Source organism: Mesorhizobium kamtschaticum, assembly GCF_056174585.1.
The window spans coordinates 5703102-5724648 of the sequence record NZ_CM149691.1; the positions used below are offsets into that span (position 1 = coordinate 5703102).

The following is a 21547-nucleotide window of genomic DNA, read 5'->3' on the forward strand; positions in this document are numbered from 1 at the left end:
GAGGCAGCCGAAGCCATGCCGGCCTACTCTCCGGCCAGCCATTCCAGCGACCAGTGCGCCGGCTTTTCCACGGCGAGCACTTTGTGCAGTGCTGGCAACACGGTTCGCAATTCGCCTTCGAGCGTGAAGGGCGGGTTGACCACCACCATGCCGCTGCCGTCGAGGCTGGGCTCAGAAGAGGCCGGCCTGATCTCGAATTCTATGTCGAGGATTTTCGGGATGCCGGATTGCTTCAGCGCCTTCCTGAAGGCGATGATCGCCCTGCGATCCTTGATCGGATACCAGAGCGCGTAGATGCCGCCCGGCCAGCGCTTGTGCGCCGTTACGAGCCCGTCGACGAGGCGGTCGAACTCACCCGCTTCCTCGAAGGGCGGATCGATGAGCACCAGGCCACGCTTTTCCTTCGGCGGCAAATGGGCGCCGAGCGCCAGCCAGCCATCGAGCTCGATGATGCGGGCCTGAAAATCACCGGCAAACAGTGTCCTCAGCTTCGCCGCATCCTTGGGATGCAGTTCGATCGCCGACAGCCGGTCCTGCTTGCGCATCAGATGCCGTGCGATCAGCGGCGAGCCCGGATATTTCTGGATGCCACCCTCAGGATTGAGCGACCGCACCGCCTCCAGATAGGGCGCCAGCAGTGCCGCCACCGGCGCGGCGAACGAGGCGTCGATCAGCCTGCCGATGCCGCCCTGCCACTCGCCGGTCTTCTGCGCCTCCAGTGAGGACAGATCGTAGCGGCCAATGCCGGCATGGGTGTCGACGACGCGAAACGCCTTGTCCTTCTGCTTCAGATACTCGAGCAGGCGCGTCAGCACGACATGCTTGACGACGTCGGCGAAATTTCCGGCGTGGTAGGCGTGGCGATAGTTCACTTGGCTCCCCTGCCCCAGCGCGGCGGCGGCGGTTGCGAGTTCGGGTTGTCCGGCCGGCCGCCACCAGAACGCAACGAGAGCAGGAAGCCGATCAAACCGATCGCCATCAAGGAGAAGCCGACCGGCCGCGCACGCCGGTCGGTTTCGCCGACACCGGAGCGCAGGACGAGGTCGACCGCGCGTATCGGAATGTCTTCGGCATCACCCGGGCCAACGGTGAAAACATAAGGGCCGGGACTGACGGTCGCGATCACGCCGCCTTCATCGCGAAAGATCTTGTCGGGCAGCTGCGGGCTGACCTGGCGCGGGTTGTCGACATGGTTGAACTGCAACGTCGAGGCAAGCACCGTGCGGCCATTGCTGGCGGCGGTCAGCGTCAACACCGTGCGCTGCTGCGAAACGATGCGTTCGGCCCGCGCAGTGAGGTCGACCAACACCCGCACCGGTGCATCACGGCCGGAGAGCGACACGGTCAACGGCTTGAAGCGGCCTTGCTCATAGACCCGCCAGGAGCCGATCTCACGGCCGGAAAAATTGGTCATCGCCCAGGGATAGATGAGGCCGACGCCGGTGCCGGCGAGCAGGATCAGGACAAACAGAAAGCGCATTCAGACAGTCACCTTGTATCGCACCTTTGCTGGACAACTAGCTTGCGTTGGCGCCGTCGCGCAGGCGTTCCATCTCGTCCAGCAGCATGTCTAGGCCAAGCTCGAATGTCTTGTCGAATTCGGCGGTGCTAAAAAAAACGCCCGGCGGCCATGACATTTGGAAAATCCCGGGCCAATTGCTCGTCGCTGACTGTGTTCACCGCCGACGGCCCCTTGGCATAGCCTGCGTTTTCGTCCAGCACCGCGCCCATCAGATAATAGCCGACGGCACGAAACAGCCGCGCGCTGAGCTCGGCGTCGAAGCCGCCATCCCTGAACAGGCCGATAACGCCGTTCAACCAGGCAAGGCAGGTCGGCGAGTTCATGCGGTAAGTCACGAAGAAAGTGGCATAGGCCGGATGGTCGCGGCCGATGCGGCGAAAATCCTCGATGGCGATGCGCATCCTTTGTCGCCACGGCAGGCTGGCGTCAGGCATTTCAAGCGCACCGACCAGCCGGTCGACCAGCGCTTCGTGCAAATGCGCCACCGAAGGAAAGTGGTGATAAATGCTCATCGCCTCGCAGCCGAGCGCCGCCGCCAGCTTGCGCATCGAAAAGCCGGCGAGCCCCTCCTTCTCGATCACCTCGAAGGCCGCGTCCTCGATCATCTCGCGCGACAGCCGGCCACGGGTTCTGGTTCTTTTTATCGATGAGTCCATGGCGTCGCTTGAAAACTTACACTGTAAGGTTCATTTTCCACATCACCTTACATCGTAAGGTTAACAAAGACCAGAGGAGAATGTCATGTCTGCCAATCGCATTCTTTCATCCGTGCTTTCATCAATACGCCACGCTTGCTTGCTCGCCGCTGCCGGCTGTGCGCTGACACTGGCCGCGGCACCTGTCCATGCCGACGACTATGATGCAACCCTGAAGGACATTCAGTCGACCATGGGCGGCGTGCCGAGCTTTGTGAAGCAGTTTCCCAAAGCCGGTCTGCCCGGTGCCTGGGCGGAGGTCAAGGCCATCGAACTCAGCGACAAGACGGCGCTGCCGCCAAAGGTCAAGTCACTGATCTCGCTGGCGGTGGCGGCGCAGATTCCGTGCAACTATTGCATCTGGTCGGATACGCAGGACGCCAAGCGTGCCGGCGCCACCGACGAGGAAATCCAGGAGGCCGTGGCGATGGCCGCGCTGACCCGCCACTGGAGCACCATCTTCAATGGCATGCAGGTCGATTTCGACACATTCAAGAAGGAGATGGGCGGGCAGTAGGCTGTTCGCGCCCGAAGCGGGCGACCGCTTCGATCCATGCTCAATCGACGACAGGATAGTGCGACCGTTTTCTCGGCACTCGCCAGGGGACGGCCCGCGGATTGCGAACCGCCCCATGGTTCAGGCATTTTTTGCCACCAGTTGTGTCGAGGTGCCGTTCCGCGCATACGCGATCGCGCAATGGACGATGCACTCTACCTATGCGCTCAATGCCATTGCAGAAATGACCGATATTTCGGCATGGAATGGACGTGTGGGCGTTTTCCGGCAAAAATGACCGGTGATCCGCGCCACGCGAACGAGAGGCCCTTATGCGCAGAGCCTGCGAACAGTGCGGTGGAATAAAATCGCGATTGAATCCCGCCTTTACGACGCGGTTTTTCGTTCATCTTTTCGCTCTCGGCTTCTTCTCCACTATAGCCGGATGCGATGCATCCTCTTTCCATAAAGAAATATTGGCAAAATATTTACACCCGGACGTTTATGTTTGTAGCCCGAGTGTTTTTGGCCAACAATCTAGTTGCACTTTGAAAATTTGACGTCCGCCATGGATCATCCAGGCGGTTTTCATTTAAGCATATTTCCTGGGATACATGCCGAGATGCGCAATGGAGTGGTGGCCTCCGCATCCCCAGGCGCCAAGCCCCTGACACTTCGTCAAATGGCCGATCCAAACTGTTGATTTGAAAAGAGTATCCTCTTCGAGCCTCACAGTCCGGCGTTGCGGGCCCAAACCGACCCAAGGGTTAACCATTCGCAAAATGTTGTAGTTAACCGATTGCTAATTTAGTTGACTATGATTTCCACAGGTATATTTTCAATGCGTTGGGATGTGCAATTTGGGCGAGCAATCGACGATGATGGCACCGAGCGCGTGATCGCGATTTTGGGGTGTGGATACGGGTGTGAGCAGCGGCACGTAAAAGCCGTGTAGCACCAGCCCGGCGAACCCAGAGAACAATTAACGCACATCATGTTGGCGAATCCGCGGATGCGGAGGGTTTGTCACGTTCTGAAGGCGTGGCCGGACTGTTTGTCCCGGCTCGGCGGTAGCGTGCGCGTTGCGTAAGGGGAAAGCATGAGCAAGGTCATCAAGGTTCTAAAACTGGGATCCGGAAACGGTCAAAGGGAGCCCGACCAAAAACGACGTCGCGCCCTGGTTGCCGGAGGCGCGGGCTTCCTGGGGTCGCATCTGTGCGAACGGCTGTTGCGGGATGGGTATGACGTCGTCGCGCTGGACAATTTCCACACCGGAAAAAAATACAATCTCAATGCCCTTCTGCGCAATCCCAGGTTCACCTGCATCGAGCACGACATTGTCGATCCGCTGCCTGTGGGCCTTGAGTGCGACGAGATTTACAATCTCGCCTGCCCTGCCTCTCCGCCGCACTATCAGGCAGACCCGATCCATACGTTCAAGACGAGCGTGCTCGGTGCGCTGAACCTTCTGGAGCTCGCGCGCCGGAACAACGCCAAGATCTTCCAGGCCTCGACTTCGGAGGTCTATGGCGACCCGTTCGTGCACCCGCAGCCCGAGAGCTATTTCGGCAACGTCAACACGCATGGACCGCGGTCCTGCTATGATGAAGGCAAACGTTCGGCCGAAACCCTGTTCTTCGACTATTCGCGGACATATGGGCTCGACATCCGCGTTGCCCGTATCTTCAACACCTACGGTCGCCGCATGCAGCCCGATGACGGGCGCGTGGTCTCGAACTTCATCGTCCAGGCCCTGCGCGGCGAAGACCTGACCGTCTATGGCAGCGGCCTGCAGACCCGCTCCTTCTGTTATGCCGACGACCTGATCGAGGGCTTCATGCGGCTGATGAATACGCCGCGTGCGCCTGCCCATCCGGTCAATCTTGGTAATCCCGGCGAATTCACCATCATGGAACTCGCGACGTTGGTCGTTGGCTACACCAACTCCAGATCGAAGATCGTGCATCGGCCGCTGCCAGTCGACGATCCCAGGCAGCGCAAACCGGATATTTCCTTCGCCAGGGACAATCTCGGCTGGGAGCCGAGGATCAACCTGGCCCAGGGGCTCGCGCACACTGTCGACTATTTCGACACCCTGCTCTACGGCAGCCGGATGATCACGGGGGCCGCGGCTTCATGAGCCGACCGGCGATCCTGGTAACAGGCGGAGCGGGCTTCATCGGCAGTCACACCTGCAAGCTGCTAGCCGCCGCCGGCTATCTGCCCGTGGCTTTCGACAATCTGTGCCGCGGCAACCGGAAATCCGTCGCCTGGGGTCCGCTTGTCGTCGGCGATATCCGCGACCGGGATGCGCTGCGGGAGGCGATCGGGACGTACCGGCCGACGTCGGTCATCCACTTCGCGGCACTGGCCTATGTCGGGGAATCCGTTCACGAGCCCGCCGACTATTATTCGACCAATGTGGCCGGCACCATCGCCGTGCTCGACGCCGCACGCGCGCACGCCATTGAAAACATCATCTTCTCCAGCAGCTGCGCAACCTACGGCGTGCCGGAAGCGTTGCCCGTTCGCGAGACCTCCTCGCAAAACCCGATCAGCCCTTACGGGCGCACCAAGCTGATGGGCGAACAGATCATTGGCGACTATGCGTCGGCCTATGGGATGAAATTCGCAATCCTGCGCTATTTCAATGCCTGCGGCGCCGATCCTGACGGCGAGCTCGGCGAGTGGCATTCGCCAGAAACGCATCTGGTTCCCAGGGTGCTGATGGCGGCGTCTGGCATCATCGACGAAATCGAGGTCTTCGGCACGGACTACGATACGCCGGACGGCACCTGCGTGCGCGACTATATCCACGTCAGCGACCTGGTCCGCGCCCACCTGAAAGCGCTCCAACACCTCGAGGGCGGCGGACAAAGCCTGGCGGTCAACCTTGGCACCGGGCGAGGCGTATCCATCAAGGAGATCGTACAGGCGGTCAGCCGGATAACCTCAAGACCGGTTCCGGCCGTCTTCAAGGCTCGGCGCCCGGGAGACCCGGCCGAACTCTATGCCGATCCGGGCAAGGCGCGCGCGCAGCTTGGCTTCGTACCGCAGCTCTCCGACATCGACACGATCGTCAGGACGGCGGCGCCATTCTTCGGGCTGCAGACAAAATCGGTGAAACTGCCGCCAAGCGAGGCGGCAGCATCTGTCGCTGCTCGCTAGATCAGAGATAGCGGGGGTGGCAGCTTGCGCGTTGGCCAAATCCGCTGGGGCTGCAGATATAAGGCGAACCGCCCAGCAACAGACCATCATCGCCAGGAGTGAAAGCGACTTTCACTGGCCCCGGCGTGCGAACCCTGATCCGCTGTGGTGATGCAAAAGCGTAATCGCTTTCAGTCGTTTGTACCGCGCTCGTCATCAGAATCTGAGGCTCGATTCTGAGCGAATGAACCGTGGACATGGCGTAGACCGACTGGGCCACGGGCTTGACGCGCACCGGGTGGACCACAGGCTTGATGAAGACCGAATTGGTTTCGGTCGCATCCATACCCTGGCAGCCTGCAATCGCAGAGATCATCGCCATAACCGCAACAATAGATACTATATTTTTGCTTGGGCGAAATGCGCCCACTGCGGATTTGTTCATCATGTGTCCCTTGTTATCAAGTATAAGCCAAGGGCGTGTTGCGACATACTATGCCTCCGTCGCTTCCACGCCGCGTGGGCAACCACTCGCACATCACGCATGAACATTAGACATCACTAATTATTAAATTTAATGAAAACCCTAGGGTAAGCGCACCGTCTCGTCGTCCGTCAGATGCAATTGAATGCGATCAATCGGCGGTCGGCGCGCCGACGGTTCCAGCCGAACCGCTTGATGCTTCACCATAGGCGATTCGCAAGGTCCTTGACAGGCGCCGGCAAAGGCAGCCCCCTGTCAAATCAGGGACGGATTTGGGGTCTGCTTTACCGCCGCGATGGGTCTGGAGCGGATCGCGCAATGCGGACTGTGCCAACGCTCATGCAAGCATGCCACAAGCTACTGTGAGCTCAGTGTGGCCGAGACACGACCTAATTTTTGGAATCGATCAGCTTGCGGGTCTCTTCGAACTGCGCGCCCTTGGTGTCGCCCGCTACGAATTTCCGGTATTCGTCGGAAGGGTCCTCGGGAGTTCGCTTAAAACTGTACCATTCCCCACCCGGGTCCTTGCGCTGCTCAATGGTCCCGCCCTTGATGCGGTGGCTGTAGCAGGTGCGCTGCAGCTTGCCCTTGTAGCTCTTGGACCGCCAGGCGACTTCCATGCACATCTGGCCGTCTTTGGTCACCAGCCACCTGCCCTCGGCGACCGAGGCTGAATCCTGCCCCGAGGTCCAGGCCCGGAGGGGTCGGCCGGCCTTTCCGAAATAGGCCGCTCCGTCTTTCCATAGCCATGTGCGGTCGGTGTAGAGAAGCTGCAGATCAAAAGCCGTCGGCACGGTGGCGGCTGCTTCCGTAGGCTTCGGCTTCTTTTCGTCGGTCGCGTGAGCCGCTCCGGCCAGCACCAACTGGCCACAAACGACCAGCAGAGGCACAAGCCATATGCGCCTGGCAGACTGGGCGCGTTCTCTACCTGCACGAGGCCAGGGGAATCCGGTTGAAGCTGTCGGCACAATCAGCGGTCGCATTTCGGTTTTCGCATCTCGATCCAGCGTAGCGCCGACATGATCACGACCCAGGCCGCGCGGTCGGCAACTGGCTACGAGCATTAACAGCCGGGTAAAGACCGATGTCAACCTTTTGCGCCGTACCGAAGTGCTTCAGGCTGAGGGTCGACAAGCCCCAAAAACACGGGCCGAGGTGAGACTTCGACGTCAAGCCACGAGAGCCGATCGAAGTGGGATCCGAGGCGTTCGTCGATTGGTATCGGCGCGAATGGAAATCCGGGCGCGAGGGGTGGATGCGCGGCCCGCACCGCCTCCCCTCTCGCGTCCGGATTCCAGTCCCCGCCGAACTCCTGCTAGCGAGCGCGGCAAGCCGCGCGCTGGCCAAATCCGCTCGGACCGCAGATCCAGGGCGAATGACCGAGGAATGGGCCGCCATCGCCCAGCTTGTAAGAAACCTTGATCGGCGCCGGCGTCACGATCCTGGCCCGCTGCGGCCGCACGAAGGCGGCGTAGGCCGTTTCGGTCGTGCGCGTCACGCTGGTCGTCTGCATGAGGCGCTTGCGGTTGAACACATGACTCCGCTTCTTGCCGATGTAGTGAATCTTCTTGACCGGCGCATGCACCGCAGGCTTGCCGGCGAGTGAGCCAGTCGTGGTTGCGTCCATGCTCTGGCAACCGGAAACCATCGAGATCAATGCAACGGCAGCTATAGACCAGGCATTCTTTCTGCCCTTGGCAGCCAAACCCCTCATGAACTTGTTCATCACCTATCCCCTGCCGAGAAATGCAAGTCGATTGGACGCGGAGATATTTTTCTTTGGTGTCTTCCGCGCCGCGTGAGCGACCAATCGCCACTCACATCATGTCCGAATATTAGAGGATACTTATTAAAATTCGCGCAAACGGCATGGTCAGTGCCGCCTTTCAGCGCTCGATCGGATATTATTAAAATGCAATCATTGTCTGATGTGCCGGAATGGATGATCGGGCCGCAAGACAGCCGTCCATAAGTCGGCCGATGTGAGCATCACAGCGAATTTTGCAATTCACATTCCGGCAAGCGGCGCAGGCGAAGTAATGCCGCGATCACGCAGAGGTCTTTCTTTCATCCTCGATGCGCGCCCGTCGCGAATATGCGAGGGCGCTGAAAGGCAAGAAAACAAGATATGCTAGCGCCGAGGCGGTCAGGGTGTACCATGCGTAGTTGAACAGCAGCATGGCGTAACCCAGCAGGCCGGACATCACCATGATCGCGATAAAAAGCGGGATACGGCCACCTATACCCTTCCCGGAAAAAACAGGCATCCTACTGACCAGCAGATATGCGACCATGATCGTGTAGCCGCTGCTCAGCAGGGCAAATGTTCGATCCGGTTCCAGGCCGCTGAGCACCAGGTACATCGGCAGAAGCACGAGCAGGGCGCCTGCCGGCGCGGGGGACGCCAACAAAGTATTCGGCCTGCCAATTTCCCCTTTCGTGTCCTGTTCCGGCAAGGACATTGAACCGCGCCAGGCGCAACCCGCATGCGATGGCGAAGATGACCGCGGCAATCCAGCCAAGCGGGCCAGCGTCATGAAGCAGGAAGGCGTGGAGCACGAGCGCCGGAGCCACGCCGAAATTCACAATATCAGCGAGCGAATCTATCTCAGCGCCAAAACGCGAGGTCGCATGAAGCGCGCGGGCAAGCCGGCCGTCGATCCCATCCAGCAGACAGGCGAGCAGTATCAGGCTGACGGCGGCTTCGAAATGGCTGTCGAATGCAAGCCGGATTGCTGAAAGACCGGCGCAGATCGCCAGCACGGTGATCAGGCTGGGCAACACCATCCGTGGCGGAACCTCCCGAATGCGAGGCCCGCCACTGCGGTGCGGTTCGAAATGTGGAAACGATGCGACCCGCTTCAAGATACCCATGGCGCTATATGCACCCCTCGACAAACGGGCCGCTGACCCACAGCGAGCCATTGTTGAACATGCTGGTCCCGCTGTCGTCAATGAAGCCGACGGCTTTGTTGTCGACATGCAACTTGCTCTTCGGCACCACCTGGCCGTTTACCTTGATACTCCTGACGAACAGGTTGCGATCGCCCGCCTTGCCCAGCCCGGCCCAGAGATCATTGGCGTAGCGCAGTTCGATCTTGTGCGGATTTGGCACGGCGCTGAGATCGAAGCGGAATGACACTGTGTGAGCGGACGCTGCCTTCAACTCCGCCACGATGGATTCGGCTGTGATCGCTTTGCTTTCCACCCCCTCGACTTCAATCTGTCCAACCGGCTTCCCGTCCACCAGGACGTCGAGCCGAGGTGGCCCTTCAAAGCTGGTGCCGGTGGCGTCAACCTCAAGGCTGGCGATCCGGCAACGTGCCGCGTTTTTCTCTGCCTCAGCGACCATATCCGCCACGCGCCGCTTCTGCGACTGTACCCATCCGGCGATGGGCCGCAGCAGTTCGCTATGGTCGCGCGTGCCGTCCTTGACAAGATTGACCTTTTCCGTGGGGTCCGCCTTGAGGTCATACTCTTCGATCTTGCCGGTGGACGCGTTGAAGATGACCTTTCGATCATTCTCGCGGTAGCCGAACTGGAACCCGCTCCACGGGATGAAGAAGAATGTCTTGTTCGGCCGCTGCTCGCTGAACAGGCTGTGGCCTTGCCACGGCTTCGGTAGCGGAAGGCCGAGTATATCGAGGATGGTTGGAGCTATATCGATAATTCCACCGACAGAATGCGCGACGTCATCATGAAAGAGCTGCTTGTTGATCATGATAAGGGGAATATGGATGTTTTCTTCGTAGAGAGCGCTGGCATGGACGTAATTTCCGTGCTCTCCAAACGCTTCGCCGTGATCGCCAAGTATGACCACGAGCGTGGAATCGAGTTTGCCGGATTGCTTGAGCGAATCAAGTATCTGCCCGAGCGCCTGGTCGCCGATCTTCAGAGCATTGAGGTAGGCGTTGAACTTCTCGTCATCTGAATAGTGAACCTGTTCGCTGTCCGTGAAATAGGGGTAGTGGGTCATCGCCGTGAACATGACAGCGAAAAATGGATTTTCCGCATCCTCATTCACCCAATTAATGACGGATTGGGCCGTGCAGAGATCGCTGTTGTAGTCGAAATTCTTCCATTCTTCCGAGCTGAGCTTGAATGTGGGAATGGTGCATTTCTGCCCACGATAGTCCTGGATGACATCCAGCCCCTTGTTGAGCAGAAACTCATCCACGCGCTGGAATCGTGAATCCGCGCTCCAGAAGAAGCCGGTGCGAAAGCCGCTCGCGGTCAGAGTGTTGGATATCGAATTCAGCGGTAGATCCGGATGGCTCGCGGTCATGCCGTAGTAGGATATGTCGTTGTATAGCGAGCTGAACAAAGAAAATATCGAATAGTTAGTGGAAGGCGTGTGTGCGTATATATTGTCGAAACGCAAGGAATCGCTCGCGTAACTTTTTATATTTGGCGTCACTGGATACTTTCCGCCAAACGTCTCGATGTATCGGGATGGCACCGATTCCATCATGAAGACCAGCACGTTCTTTATCGGATTTGGCGATGGCGCCTTAAAACTGGAGGTCTCCGCCGGACGCTCCCCAACGCTGGCGACGTCTGGGTCGTTGGCGTCGACTTTCATGGTGAAGACGACCGGCGTAGGCTTGAGCAAGGCGGATTCAACAAAATGCACAATCGGATTTTCGACTTTTGCCGCCGGCAGGGCCGCTGCCTGCAGATAGCGTCCGGTACCGAACAGTGCCGCGGCAACGCACAGGACTAGCGCGCCCAGGAATATCGTGCGGCCGGTTGCCCCCAGCCGCAAGCATAGCCTCGCTGCAGCGTACCCCAGGACCAGCACCATAACGATTGAGATGGACGAAACCGCAAAATCCTTTGGCTTGAGCGCGTCGCCTATTGCGTTCTTGGCGTCGGCGTTCTGCAGGAAGTCGCCATAGACCAGCCATTGGAAGGTGAACGGCTCGCTCAACATCTTGACGAGATTGATGTTGGCAAACCCCCAACACAGCGACACAAGGATAGCTATGTAGAATATTGTGACGACGACGCCGGTGCCGAGGCGGCTGGCCCTCGCCAGGAAAAGCAGAACCAAGGCTGCCGCCGTCAGGAACACAACGAAAACCAGGTCGTAGTAGCTCGCGGCTATTCCGCTTGGGATGGACGCCGAAAGTCCCTGCAGCGTCGTTTGCGGGTCGATGATGAAGCTTCGATAGATACCCAGAAGCAGCCAGGAGAACATGGCAGTACAAATGATCAGCACGCTTGCGCGGAAGAAGCGCATGTAGCGAAAGGAACTTGGCTGTGTCTTGGATTCCATCTGCCCTATCCGTGCATGACTCGCGTGTACATCGAAGAACAAATATCTGGCCCAGTGAGGCGACGAGCAAGTGCTCGCGCTGCCATCTCAAGCCCCACTGGCATTTGCTGGGTGCCGGATTTGCCCCCCCCGGCAAAGCGACTGAAAATCTCCAATCAGCCGCTGCCTTCAATCTCCTGCGGTCGAGGCGTCATCCCCGTGCCTTGCAGCGCGTTGTTTGGCGATCGGTCCGAGATTGTGAGTTCGCTCCGCTCTTCCGACCCAACTATCCGACTATCTGACCGTTGCTTGATCCCAGCCGGGGTCAAAATGGAACGTGCGTGTTCCGATCCCCCCACGGCCAGCGCCCGAGACCGGATAGGCCACGCTAACTATGCGCACACTGCCTGCACCCTGCTGCAGGCCATATATGCCTTCCAGGCCGCGGTCATAAAACGCAGCGCCCGGGACGGAGAGCGCGACACTGGCCAGCAAGGCCTGCAAGGCAAGTTTCGCGACATTACGGCGCAGTGAAATTCTGTTTTCCAGGAGGTGCCTGGCGATGATCAGGACCACGAGCAAGCCGTAGATGAACGCATTGAAGGCAGCAAACCAGTAGAAGCCGGTGGCGTCGGAGGCGCGCTCGACAAGAAGGACCGGCAGTGAAGCCCCGATCGCAAGCGCCGCATAGGGAACGATAACGCGGGCAGGCAGGAGATTTTTCGGGCCGCTGCCTTTGGGGGTAACCCGAAAATCGACGAATGACCTGGTCAGATAATCACGAATCGACGACAGCGTGCCCGCCAGCACCCACGGCCAACGCGCAAAGAAGGAGAACAACGTTCCTTCCCAACTGATCGTCCTGGCGGTGAGAGGACGTGCCAAACCGAAGGCTCTCAGGAGCACTACGAGGATAATCAAGGCTGTCGAATTCGGCGCATAGTAACAAAGGAAATCGGTATAAGTCACGTTAGCGAAGCTCTGCCCCGACAAAAGTGCATAGATCGGCATGACATACATCAGCAGCGAGAACAGGGCGAACAGCGGATACCAAAGCTGCCGAAACAAGAACTGAAACTTGAGCCGCGGTGTCAGTTTGGAAAGATAGATGGGTGAGTATTGGAGCATGATCGTCATCAGGCTTCGGGACCACTGGAATTCCTGCGTGACAAGATCGGCAAAAGTCTGGGGCCCATCGCCATGGGCGATGGCGTCAATGGCGTGCACGCCGCGCCATCCGGCCGCAATGAACAGCATGGAAGTCGAGTGGTCCTCGGCCAATTCCGGGCCAAGGCCGCCGATTTGCTTGAGCGCGGCTGTGCGCACCGCATAATGCGAGCCGATGCAGAGCGGCGTTCCGTCGCCCGTGTGGCCGGACTGCAGGGGGCCGTGGAACATCCCCTCCGGAAACAGCCGTCCCCGCGCCGACCAACTCTCGGCGGCATTGTTGTCGCAAATGCTCGGCGCCGAGACATAGCCGACCGCAGGGTCGGCAAAAGCGACCAGAATTTCCCTGAGATAGGACGGTGTCGGTACGTGGTCGGCATCCATCTGGGCGACGAAGTCGTAGCGTTCATAACCATAATGGTCGTAGAAGAACGCTAGGTTCCCCTCTTTGCAGCGCGTCCGGCGCGGCCACACCTTGCGGTGATAATCTTCTCGCCCGCGCCGCGTCGAAACCATGACATTGTGGGCATCGCACCAGGCGATCGTTTCCTCGGATGGGTCCTCGTCGGCCAGCCAGGTGTCATGCGGATAGTCCTGCGCCAGCATTGCCTCGAGGGTTCGCGCGACCACAGAAAACGGTTCGGACGGAGCCTTGGTCACCACCATCGCGACCCGCGCATGCTTCGGGATCGTGTGAAGCCTGGACGGTTTTTTCATCGCATGCACGTTCAAGAGAAAATACATCGGCATGAATGTCAGCCATATGAGCGTGAGCGTCGCCAACATGTATGGAAAGATGTGTTCGACGTGCTCGGGCTGCAGCCACCAGAACCAGAAAAACCCGAACGTGACTGACCAGCAAGCCAGTCCCAGCCTCCAGATACGCTGCTGGGTAACCGACAGGACGGGCACGAGAAAAGGAGCCTTCTCCGCCGCCTTGGCCAGCTCCGCCGCCTTGGCCAGCTCCGCCGCCTGTGCCAGAGGCGCTGCGGGCCGCCGTCTCGGCCTGGTCTTACCGCTGATGGTTCCTGCCGAGGAAATACTCATACACGTACCGCCGCCACACTAAACGTCAGCCAAACAACGGCCAACGACCTTCAAACCCTGCTCCAGAATCTGCCCGGGCCTCTTTAGAGTCAACTAAATTAAGTGTTCGTTAACTATGCTCCTTGAGAACTGGTTAACTTAACGCCTTGAATCGCAGCACGAATTCCATGGGACGCTCTCCACCCACCCGCTCTGAAATGGCGTGCCGGTAAAATCTTTCGTTGGAGAATTCGCCGACGGGAGGGGCAGATCCCAACAAACCGTCATGGCCCCAAGGGGCGCGTTAACCATGTTGCGAGCCATGGTTAAGCAACCGTTAATTGCACTTGACTCTTGGTCCCGACCGGCTCTTAAATTAGCCAGGGATGATATATCGGGATGTTGACGCGAATTTGTGAGTATCGCGGCGAAATCTCTCTTCGTAGCCCTTGTGTCGGTGCCTTGAGAGATAATTGTCAGGTGGGTTTTGTGCGATGGGTCACACACCCACCAATCGCTCCGAAATCCCACAGATTCCCCCAACTGAGCCGATCGGTCTTGGGCAGTCGCATCGAGTATACATCGATGCGCAGAGGCGACGCTTTGACTTCCGCGGGAAGTTCAGGCGATGGGAGAACAAACATGAAAAACTATGCGGCAAGTGCACTTGCAATCGCGTTGGCTTTGGGCGGAAGCGCAGCGTTCCCGATTTCGGCAGGCGCCGGCTCGACAGCCGCGACGGATCCCGTTCAGACGAGCAGCGCCGCGTCGGCGTTCGGATCCTATGATCCCTACGGCGACTTCAGCGCCGACAAGACTGCCAGCATCGAGGAGTTGTTCCTGCCTTGGGAAGACGTCGATCTGGCGACCCTCCCCTTGGCCGATGCCTACGCCCTTCAGCGAAACCGGTCGCTCTTGATCACCATCGAGCCTTGGACCTGGTCGAAGGACTGGCGCATCACCCCGAACGAACTGCGCGACGGCATTTTGAGCGGCAAGTATGACGCCAACATGCAGGCAATCTGCAACCTGGTGGGGGCCATGAAGAGCCCCGTCACCATTCGCTGGGCGCAGGAAATGGAGGACAAGAACGGTCGCTTCACATGGGCCAACTGGGCCCCCAAGGATTGGATCGCCGCCTACAAGCGCGAGGTCGATCTCTGCCGCAAGGCTGCTCCGGCCGCCAAATACATGTGGTCGCCCAAAGGTGAAGAGGGTCTGGAGAAATACTACCCTGGCGACGACTACGTCGACGTCATCGGCCTGTCGGTGTTCGGCCTGCAGACAAAGGACAATAACGAGGCCGGTCGTGACCGTACGTTCGCCGAGATGCTGAAGCCAGGCTACGACCGCGTCGCGGGTTTCAACAAGCCGATCGAAGTGGCGGAACTCGGCTATGTCGGGAAGCAGGAATATGTTTCGCAATGGGCGGCCGATTCCCGCAAGTCCTATTCGGAATTCCCGGCCCTGACGTCGGTCGTCTACTTCAACCAGAAGGAAGTGTGGCCATGGCTGGGCGGCTATGGGCTGCCCGACTGGAGGGTTACCCAGCATGTCCTGCCCTAAGCCGGTTGCCGTTTCCGTGAAACGGTGAACTGCTCTAGCAGGCTGTTGAAGAAGTCCACTTGCGGGCGACGAAGTCTGCTTCGTCACCGCCATGGAAGCAGATTTGTCCACTGATGGAGCCGTCTGGTTGGATTTCGGCCCAGCCATTGCCTTGGGCTTCGTCCATTTCGTCATTGCCTTGCCAGGAGAAGGCGGCATTGTTGCCGTCGCCCGCGCCGAAGATCTGCCCAGTGACGCAGCCGAAGGCGAATTCGCCGGAGCCGTCGGCCGCGAACTCAATGTAGGCGGCCTCCATCATGTCGCGATAGTTCTCGACATAGTCGGGCATCGCGACGATCCGCCAGCGGCCGGTGAGGCTCATATCGGCGCTGCCAGCAGCTTGGGCAAGCGGATCAGATTGTAGGCCGCCAGGTTCAAGGTGAAGGCCGCGCCCACACGGGCGCATCCTCGCAGCTTGACTTTGGCCATGCCGGCCGAGGCCTTGATCCAACCGAACACCTCCTCAATCCGCTTGCGGCGGCGCTGGCTGACCGCATAGCCGGCGTGGCGACGCGTGCGGCCATCGACCGCCGTCACGCGAGGCTTGCCGGTTTTGCTCAGATGGCCGTCGACGGCGATATGCGGCGTGACCTTGCGCTCGCGCAGATCCTTGATGAAAGCGCGCACGTCATACGCCTTGTCCGCACCCAGTGTGATGCGCCGCCGCGACGGTCTGCGATCCAACATGGCGAGCGCGGCATCACGTTCGCCCGTACCTGTCGCTTGGGTAATGCCGCCATCGACCGCCAGCCCATGACGGTTCTCCATCAGCGCATGCCCCATGTAGCAGAGCTTCGCCGGCTGCCCGTCGCCCTTCTTGTAGAGCCGTGCCTGCGGGTCGCTCGTGCTCTGATGTGTGTCGTTGGAGCGCTTCTCCTTGTGGAAGCCGCGCTCGGCGTTACGGCCCGCTCCATCCGGGTCGTTGTCGTCCCCGTCCTTGCGGCGGAAGCTCTTGATCGAAGCCCAGGCCTCGATCAGCGTCCCATCCACCGAGAAGTGGTCCGACGACAAAAGCCGCTTCACCTTTGGCTGAGCAAGCACCGCGCGCAGAAACTTTGCCGCGATCTCACCTTCCAGCAGCCGATCCCGGTTCTTGGTGAAGCTCGAATGATCCCAGGCCGGCTCGTCTACACCAAGCCCCACGAACCAGCGGAACAGAAGATCAAACTCCATCCGCTCCATCAACTGACGCTCCGAGCGAATGCCGTAGAAGGCCTGCAGCAGCATCGCACGCAGCAAACGTTCCGGCGCGATCGACGGGCGGCCGAGTCCGGGCGGATAAAGCACCGCAAAATCGCCGTCCATCTCCACAAGAGCGGCGTTCACGATCTCTCGTATCACCCGCAGCGGATGGTCGCGGCGAACCCGCGCCTCAAGGTCGACATACGAAAACAGCGAACCTGTCCGTTCGTCTGAGCCGCGCATCCACAAATCCCCAAATCATCCGGGGAGCAGTGAATCACGCTCCAAACAGCCGCGCCAGTACTTCTTCAACAACCTGCTAGGTCTGCGTCCCAAGCATCGCGCTAAGCCTTGCGCTCCCAACGGCGGTCTGATGTCTGCTGCCAGTAGGTCACGGCGTGGCCCGCGTCCTTCATCGTCTTCCAATGCCCCCTCGCCGCCTCGACCTGGGCGGCGTCATGGCCGTCGAACAGGAACACGGCACGCTCGTAGCCGCTGAGCTCAGGGGGCACCGCGCCGTCGACCAGGAACCTTATCCTGGCCTCGTTGGGATTGCCGTCGCCGGTGGTCAACAGGATAGGCTGCTCGCCGGGATAAGCCTCGCGATCGGTCGCGTGCGCCAGGAACGAATCGTCGCGGAAGGTCCACAGATGCTGGTCGAGCGCGTCACGCCGTTCCTCGCTGCCGGTCTGCACCACCGCGCGCCAGCCGCGATCGACGCTGCGCTCGAGCAGCCCCGGCAGCGCCTCCTCCAGCGTCGATTCGGTCAGATGGTAGAACAGCACGTCGGCCATGGATGAAGGTCAGCTTTCGTAGTGGTCGCGCACCAGCCGGTCGAGCAGGCGCACGCCGAAGCCTGAACCCCAGGACTGGTTGATCTCGTTCGACGGCGAGCCCATCGCCGTGCCGGCAATGTCGAGATGCGCCCAGGGCGTGTCCTTGACGAAGCGCTGCAGGAATTGCGCGGCGATGATGGCGCCGCCATAGCGGCCGCCGATGTTCTTCATGTCGGCGTTCTTGGAATCGATCAGCTTGTCGTATTCGGCGCCGAGCGGCATGCGCCACAACCGTTCCTGCGTCGCCTGCCCCGCCGCCGCCAGCCTCTCCGCCAGTTCGTCATTGTTGGAGAACAGGCCGGCATAATGCAGGCCGAGCGCGACCATGATGGCGCCGGTCAGCGTCGCCAGGTTGACCATGAATTTCGGCTGGAAGCGGTCGTTGCAGTACCACAGCGCGTCGGCGAGCACGAGGCGCCCTTCGGCGTCGGTGTTGAGCACCTCGATGGTCTGGCCCGACATCGAGGTGACGATGTCGCCGGGACGCTGGGCGTGGCCGTCGACGGCGTTCTCGACAAGGCCGATGATGCCGACGACATTGGCCTTTGCCTTGCGCGCGGCCAGGGCATGCATCAACCCGGTGACGGCGGCGGCGCCGCCCATGTCACCTTTCATATCCTCCATGCCCGAAGCCGGCTTTATCGAATTGCCGCCGGTGTCGAAGGTGACGCCCTTGCCGACGAAGGCAATCGGGCTGTCCTTGGGCTTGCCGCCGTTCCACTGCATGATCGCCATGCGGGCGCCGCGAGGCGAGCCTTGGGCGACGCCGAGCAGCGAGCCCATGCCGAGCTTCTTCATCTCCTTCTCGGCCAGGATCTCGACCTTGACGCCGAGCGCCTCGAGTTCCTTGGCCTGGGCGGCGAACTCGACCGGTCCCAGCACGTTTGCCGGTTCGTTGACCAGGTCGCGCGCCAGAAGCACGCCGTCGACCACCGCCTCGGTCTCGGCGAAAGCCTTCTTGGCGCCCGCGGGGTCTGCGGTGTGGATGGTGACCTTGACCGGCTTTTTCTGATCGGCCTTTGCGTCATCCTTGTCCTTCCTGGTCTTGTACTTGTCGAAGGAATAGCTGCGCAGGAGAATGCCCGCGGCAAGGTTGGCGGCGTCCTTGCCATCAGCCGAGGCGCCGACCAGGTCGAGCACCACGGCGACGTCGGTTGCCTTGCGCAGCGACGCCGCAATGGTGCCGCCCAGTTTCAGCCAGGCATATTCATCGAGCCCCGCCGCCTTACCGGCGCCGACCGCGACCAGCCTGTCGAGTGAGGTTGCTTCCGGCGCCAGAATCTCGACGACGCCGGCGAACTTGCCGCTGAACTCGGCCACCGGAAAGGCCCGATCCAGCGTCTTGCCGGGATCGTAAGCCCTGGCCGCATCGCTCAGGCCACCGTCATCCGCCGACAGCACGAAGACCGTGCCCTTCCTGTTCGCCGCCGTCTGAGGCGCGGCGAATTTTGCAAAGGCGATCGACGGTCTCGGGTTCATCATGTCCTGCTTTCGGGGATTGCGCGATGGTGTGCGAAGCGCTTTGAAGTGATCCGCGACATTTGGTCGTTTTCCGGCATTTGGCAAGACTTTGCCAAAATGACCACCCATATGACACGTGGAATCGATGGCGATTCGTCGCGGCACGGCCCCGCTTCATGCCGCAACCTGTTGTTAACCATCGATGTTTTCCCTTTCTTATCCATTCCCTCCGACACTCCGGTTCATTGCGGCACGCGACGTGGGACGGGAACCGGATCGCCTGCCTGATCGAGCCCATCGGAGCCAGTTGTGCGGGCGTCGCCGGGCAGCTACCCTTAGCGTGGTGGCATGATGCCGTTCGAGAAAATCGAGTAAAGCCTTCATGAAGGTCGTTGAACGCTACATCATGCGCCGCGCTTTCGTGGTCTTTCTGGCAGCGCTGGTCTGGACGCTGGCCATCGTGTGGACCACGCAGGTGCTGGCCAAGATCGATCTGGTTACCGACAGCGGCCAGTCGTCGCTGACCTTCTTCGAGGTCGCCGCCCTCATTCTCCCCTCGATCATTCCGATCGTCGTGCCTTTCGCGCTGGTGGTGGCGGTCGCCCAGACACTCAGTGTCATGAATTCGGATTCCGAACTCGCCGTCGTCAACGCCGCCGGCGCCTCGCGCTGGACGATCGTGCGGCCGATCATGCTTCTGGCCGTTGCCGCCAGTGTTTTTTCCTTTGCCGTCGACAATGGCATCGACCCCTATGCACGGCAGAAGAACCGCGCTTTGGTGGCGGAGTCGCGCGCCGATCTGTTGTCGCTGATCATCCAGGAAGGCACTTTCCGAAAGATCGAGGACGGGCTGTTCCTGCAGATTGGCGAGCGGCTTCCCGATAACAAGCTGGGCGGCATCTTCGTCGCCGATTCGCGCGAGGAAGGCGTCAATCTCGTCTATTACGCCAAGACCGGCAGCGTCGTCGAACGCGGCGGCGAAAAGGTGCTGATGATGAACGACGGCGTCATCCACCGCAAAACGCTGACCGGCGACCTCAGCGTCATCCGGTTCACCTCCTATGCCTTCGACATGTCGGCTTTCATGGCGGCGGCTTCCGAGGTGACGCTGTTGCCGAAGGACCAGACCACCCAGTACCTGCTCAATCCAAGCCCCAACGACAAGAGTTTTCAGCAGAATCCGCAGGAATACCGGGCCGAGGTCGACCAGCGGTTTTCGGAATGGCTGTATTCCATGGTGTTCGCGCTGATCGCGCTCGCGGTCGCCGGCGACGCGCGCTCGCATCGTGAGGCACGCGTCAATCCTTTGATCACGGCGATCACCATATCCCTGTTCGTGCGCTGGCTGGGTTTCTTTGCCGCCAGCAAGGCCGATGAAGTGCCGCAATACGCCTATATGGTCTATGGCGTGCCCATCGTGGCTTCCGCCGTGGCCATCTGGTTCATCGTGTCGAACCGGACCATGGAACTGCCAGTGGCATGGGCGGACTGGATGACGAACCTGGCCAGCCGCTTCGGTGACGGCTGGAATGCCCTCAAACTGCGTTGGTCGAGGCGCGGCACTTCAGGTCAGGGGATCGGCTGATGGGCTGGACACTGGGCCGCTATTTCTTCTTCCGCTACGTGACGATCACGATCTGGTTCTTCCTGGGCCTGCTGGCGCTGGTGTTCCTGATCGATTTCACCGAGCTGTCCGGCCGCACCACCGGCCTGCCCGGCTTCACCTACGGAACGGCGGTGGCCATTTCGGGTCTTCGCATGCCGATGATCATGCTGCAGACGGTGCCGTTTGTCGGCCTGTTCTCGGCGATGGCGACACTGGTTTCGCTCAACCGCCGCTACGAGCTGGTCATCGCGCGGTCCGCCGGCGTTTCCGCCTGGCAATTCCTTTTGCCATGCTGCATCGGAGCGTTGCTGTTCGGCTTTGTCTCGGTCGGGCTCATCAACCCGCTCGCCGCGCATGCCTTCTCCTTGTCCGAGCAGATCGAGACCCAGTTGCGCTCCGGCAAATCAAATACGGTTTCGGCCGATGCCGCCCCCTGGATTCGCCAGAAAACCAGTACCGGTGACACCATCATCGGTGCGCGGGCCATCCTCAACCAGGGCCTCGAGATGGCCGATGTCGTCTTCTTCATCCTCGACCCGAAAGGCAACATCGTCGAGCGCAAGGACGCCGCCCGCGCCTATCTGCGGGACGGCTATTGGGAATTGCAGGATGTGAAGACCTTCAGGAACGGCACCATCCAGCCCGCGGCCAGCGATCGCGTGCCGACCAATTTGAAGCCCGAATTCGTGCAGGAGCGTCTGGCACGCCCGGAGACCATTCCGTTCTACGACCTGCCTGGAAAAATCGAGGTTGCCCGTTCCTTCGGCCTCAAGGCAAATGCGTTCGCCATGCAGTTTGATTCGCTGGTGGCGTTGCCGTTCCTTCTCGTCGCCATGACGCTGATTGCGGCAACAGTTTCAATGCGATTTGCGAGAATGGGGCAATCGGCAACGATGATTCTGGGTGGCGTCGTTGCCGGGTTTCTGCTTTATGTCGTTTCGGTGCTGGTGAAGGCATTCGGCGTGGCGGGATTCGTGCCGACAGCCATAGCCGCCTGGGTGCCGGTCGTGGTAGCTATGTTCTTCGGGGTGACTTTCCTGCTATACAAGGAAGACGGCTAGTG

The 21547-nt window shown here is 60.1% G+C and carries 20 protein-coding genes and 1 pseudogene; 8 read left to right on the plus strand and 13 right to left on the minus strand.

Features of this window, described 5'->3' with window-relative positions; genetic code table 11:
* Positions 1–23: 23 nt before the first annotated feature.
* The 3 genes from AC0V7N_RS28475 to AC0V7N_RS28485 all read right to left on the minus strand — a co-directional run bounded on the left by AC0V7N_RS28475 (position 24) and on the right by AC0V7N_RS28485 (position 2178).
* Complete coding sequence (locus tag AC0V7N_RS28475; protein WP_475451529.1) at positions 24–872, minus strand: 23S rRNA (adenine(2030)-N(6))-methyltransferase RlmJ; 849 nt, start codon at positions 870–872, stop codon at positions 24–26.
* Positions 869–1480 (minus strand): hypothetical protein, encoded by a 612-nt coding sequence (locus AC0V7N_RS28480; RefSeq protein ID WP_475451530.1) that lies wholly within the window; start codon positions 1478–1480, stop codon positions 869–871. Before AC0V7N_RS28480 ends, AC0V7N_RS28475 begins: the two co-directional genes overlap by 4 nt.
* A 128-nt stretch (positions 1481–1608) precedes the next feature.
* The gene (locus AC0V7N_RS28485) at positions 1609–2178 is read right to left on the minus strand and encodes a TetR family transcriptional regulator (RefSeq protein WP_496627432.1); all 570 of its coding nucleotides are present in this window, start codon (positions 2176–2178) and stop codon (positions 1609–1611) included.
* An 85-nt stretch (positions 2179–2263) separates the two neighbouring features.
* On the opposite strand from AC0V7N_RS28485, the gene AC0V7N_RS28490 reads away from it, so the two are divergent.
* The 4 genes from AC0V7N_RS28490 to galE all read left to right on the plus strand — a co-directional run bounded on the left by AC0V7N_RS28490 (position 2264) and on the right by galE (position 5881).
* On the plus strand, positions 2264–2734 hold the full coding sequence (locus AC0V7N_RS28490; protein WP_475451532.1) for a carboxymuconolactone decarboxylase family protein: 471 nt from the start codon (positions 2264–2266) through the stop codon (positions 2732–2734).
* 115 nt (positions 2735–2849) lie between these two features.
* Complete coding sequence (locus AC0V7N_RS28495; RefSeq protein ID WP_475451533.1) at positions 2850–3011, plus strand: hypothetical protein; 162 nt, start codon at positions 2850–2852, stop codon at positions 3009–3011.
* 801 nt (positions 3012–3812) lie between these two features.
* A complete protein-coding gene (locus AC0V7N_RS28500; RefSeq protein WP_475451534.1) occupies positions 3813–4853 on the plus strand; it encodes a UDP-glucuronic acid decarboxylase family protein in 1041 nt (346 codons plus the stop codon).
* Positions 4850–5881: a UDP-glucose 4-epimerase GalE gene (galE, locus tag AC0V7N_RS28505; protein ID WP_475451535.1), complete on the plus strand. Its 1032-nt coding sequence runs from the start codon at positions 4850–4852 to the stop codon at positions 5879–5881. Before AC0V7N_RS28500 ends, galE begins: the two co-directional genes overlap by 4 nt.
* Position 5882: 1 nt before the next feature.
* Here the strand turns inward: galE and AC0V7N_RS28510 are convergent, their stop codons facing one another.
* The 3 genes from AC0V7N_RS28510 to AC0V7N_RS28520 form a co-directional block, all read right to left on the minus strand.
* Positions 5883–6305, minus strand: coding sequence for a hypothetical protein (locus tag AC0V7N_RS28510; protein WP_475451536.1), 423 nt, complete (start codon positions 6303–6305; stop codon positions 5883–5885).
* Between the two features lie 428 nt (positions 6306–6733).
* Positions 6734–7204: a DUF995 domain-containing protein gene (locus AC0V7N_RS28515; protein ID WP_496628031.1), complete on the minus strand. Its 471-nt coding sequence runs from the start codon at positions 7202–7204 to the stop codon at positions 6734–6736.
* 455 nt (positions 7205–7659) lie between these two features.
* The gene (locus tag AC0V7N_RS28520; RefSeq protein WP_475451538.1) at positions 7660–7971 is read right to left on the minus strand and encodes a hypothetical protein; all 312 of its coding nucleotides are present in this window, start codon (positions 7969–7971) and stop codon (positions 7660–7662) included.
* On the opposite strand from AC0V7N_RS28520, the gene AC0V7N_RS28525 reads away from it, so the two are divergent.
* Positions 7970–8146 (plus strand): hypothetical protein, encoded by a 177-nt coding sequence (locus AC0V7N_RS28525; protein ID WP_475451539.1) that lies wholly within the window; start codon positions 7970–7972, stop codon positions 8144–8146. The genes AC0V7N_RS28520 and AC0V7N_RS28525 overlap by 2 nt on opposite strands.
* 246 nt (positions 8147–8392) lie before the next feature.
* Here AC0V7N_RS28525 and pssA read toward each other — a convergent pair.
* From pssA to AC0V7N_RS28540, 3 genes and pseudogenes are all read right to left on the minus strand, one after another.
* A pseudogene (gene pssA / locus AC0V7N_RS28530) lies at positions 8393–9218 on the minus strand (CDP-diacylglycerol--serine O-phosphatidyltransferase).
* Between the two features lie 4 nt (positions 9219–9222).
* A complete protein-coding gene (locus AC0V7N_RS28535; protein ID WP_496627433.1) occupies positions 9223–11622 on the minus strand; it encodes a sulfatase-like hydrolase/transferase in 2400 nt (799 codons plus the stop codon).
* 273 nt (positions 11623–11895) lie between these two features.
* Positions 11896–13815: a glycosyltransferase family 2 protein gene (locus AC0V7N_RS28540; RefSeq protein ID WP_496627434.1), complete on the minus strand. Its 1920-nt coding sequence runs from the start codon at positions 13813–13815 to the stop codon at positions 11896–11898.
* Positions 13816–14436: 621 nt separating this feature from the next.
* Between AC0V7N_RS28540 and AC0V7N_RS28545 the strand changes: the two genes are divergently transcribed.
* Positions 14437–15360, plus strand: a complete 924-nt coding sequence (locus AC0V7N_RS28545; protein ID WP_475451541.1) for a glycoside hydrolase family 26 protein — start codon at positions 14437–14439, stop codon at positions 15358–15360.
* 34 nt (positions 15361–15394) lie between these two features.
* Here the strand turns inward: AC0V7N_RS28545 and AC0V7N_RS28550 are convergent, their stop codons facing one another.
* From AC0V7N_RS28550 to AC0V7N_RS28565, 4 genes are all read right to left on the minus strand, one after another.
* Positions 15395–15721: a hypothetical protein gene (locus AC0V7N_RS28550; protein WP_475451542.1), complete on the minus strand. Its 327-nt coding sequence runs from the start codon at positions 15719–15721 to the stop codon at positions 15395–15397.
* The gene (locus AC0V7N_RS28555; RefSeq protein ID WP_475450046.1) at positions 15718–16824 is read right to left on the minus strand and encodes an IS5 family transposase; all 1107 of its coding nucleotides are present in this window, start codon (positions 16822–16824) and stop codon (positions 15718–15720) included. The genes AC0V7N_RS28550 and AC0V7N_RS28555 overlap by 4 nt, the downstream gene beginning before the upstream one ends.
* A 101-nt stretch (positions 16825–16925) precedes the next feature.
* Positions 16926–17375: a DNA polymerase III subunit chi gene (locus AC0V7N_RS28560; protein WP_475451543.1), complete on the minus strand. Its 450-nt coding sequence runs from the start codon at positions 17373–17375 to the stop codon at positions 16926–16928.
* Between the two features lie 9 nt (positions 17376–17384).
* Entirely contained in the window at positions 17385–18896 is a 1512-nt protein-coding gene (locus tag AC0V7N_RS28565) for a leucyl aminopeptidase (RefSeq protein WP_475451544.1), read from the minus strand.
* 364 nt (positions 18897–19260) lie between these two features.
* On the opposite strand from AC0V7N_RS28565, the gene lptF reads away from it, so the two are divergent.
* Both lptF and lptG read left to right on the plus strand, forming a co-directional pair.
* Positions 19261–20463: an LPS export ABC transporter permease LptF gene (lptF, locus tag AC0V7N_RS28570; RefSeq protein ID WP_475451545.1), complete on the plus strand. Its 1203-nt coding sequence runs from the start codon at positions 19261–19263 to the stop codon at positions 20461–20463.
* Positions 20460–21545: an LPS export ABC transporter permease LptG gene (gene lptG / locus AC0V7N_RS28575; RefSeq protein ID WP_475460533.1), complete on the plus strand. Its 1086-nt coding sequence runs from the start codon at positions 20460–20462 to the stop codon at positions 21543–21545. Before lptF ends, lptG begins: the two co-directional genes overlap by 4 nt.
* Positions 21546–21547 lie beyond the last annotated feature (2 nt).

Coding starts and splice junctions, on each gene's coding strand:
- AC0V7N_RS28480 (WP_475451530.1), bottom strand. CDS start 1,480: ATGCGCTTTCTGTTTGTCCTGATCCTGCTCGCCGGCACCGGCGTCGGC.
- AC0V7N_RS28485 (WP_496627432.1), bottom strand. CDS start 2,178: ATGGACTCATCGATAAAAAGAACCAGAACCCGTGGCCGGCTGTCGCGC.
- AC0V7N_RS28490 (WP_475451532.1), top strand. CDS start 2,264: ATGTCTGCCAATCGCATTCTTTCATCCGTGCTTTCATCAATACGCCAC.
- AC0V7N_RS28495 (WP_475451533.1), top strand. CDS start 2,850: ATGGTTCAGGCATTTTTTGCCACCAGTTGTGTCGAGGTGCCGTTCCGC.
- AC0V7N_RS28500 (WP_475451534.1), top strand. CDS start 3,813: ATGAGCAAGGTCATCAAGGTTCTAAAACTGGGATCCGGAAACGGTCAA.
- galE (WP_475451535.1), top strand. CDS start 4,850: ATGAGCCGACCGGCGATCCTGGTAACAGGCGGAGCGGGCTTCATCGGC.
- AC0V7N_RS28510 (WP_475451536.1), bottom strand. CDS start 6,305: ATGAACAAATCCGCAGTGGGCGCATTTCGCCCAAGCAAAAATATAGTA.
- AC0V7N_RS28525 (WP_475451539.1), top strand. CDS start 7,970: ATGCTCTGGCAACCGGAAACCATCGAGATCAATGCAACGGCAGCTATA.
- AC0V7N_RS28520 (WP_475451538.1), bottom strand. CDS start 7,971: ATGGACGCAACCACGACTGGCTCACTCGCCGGCAAGCCTGCGGTGCAT.
- AC0V7N_RS28535 (WP_496627433.1), bottom strand. CDS start 11,622: ATGGAATCCAAGACACAGCCAAGTTCCTTTCGCTACATGCGCTTCTTC.
- AC0V7N_RS28540 (WP_496627434.1), bottom strand. CDS start 13,815: ATGAGTATTTCCTCGGCAGGAACCATCAGCGGTAAGACCAGGCCGAGA.
- AC0V7N_RS28545 (WP_475451541.1), top strand. CDS start 14,437: ATGAAAAACTATGCGGCAAGTGCACTTGCAATCGCGTTGGCTTTGGGC.
- AC0V7N_RS28550 (WP_475451542.1), bottom strand. CDS start 15,721: ATGAGCCTCACCGGCCGCTGGCGGATCGTCGCGATGCCCGACTATGTC.
- AC0V7N_RS28555 (WP_475450046.1), bottom strand. CDS start 16,824: ATGCGCGGCTCAGACGAACGGACAGGTTCGCTGTTTTCGTATGTCGAC.
- AC0V7N_RS28560 (WP_475451543.1), bottom strand. CDS start 17,375: ATGGCCGACGTGCTGTTCTACCATCTGACCGAATCGACGCTGGAGGAG.
- AC0V7N_RS28565 (WP_475451544.1), bottom strand. CDS start 18,896: ATGAACCCGAGACCGTCGATCGCCTTTGCAAAATTCGCCGCGCCTCAG.
- lptF (WP_475451545.1), top strand. CDS start 19,261: ATGAAGGTCGTTGAACGCTACATCATGCGCCGCGCTTTCGTGGTCTTT.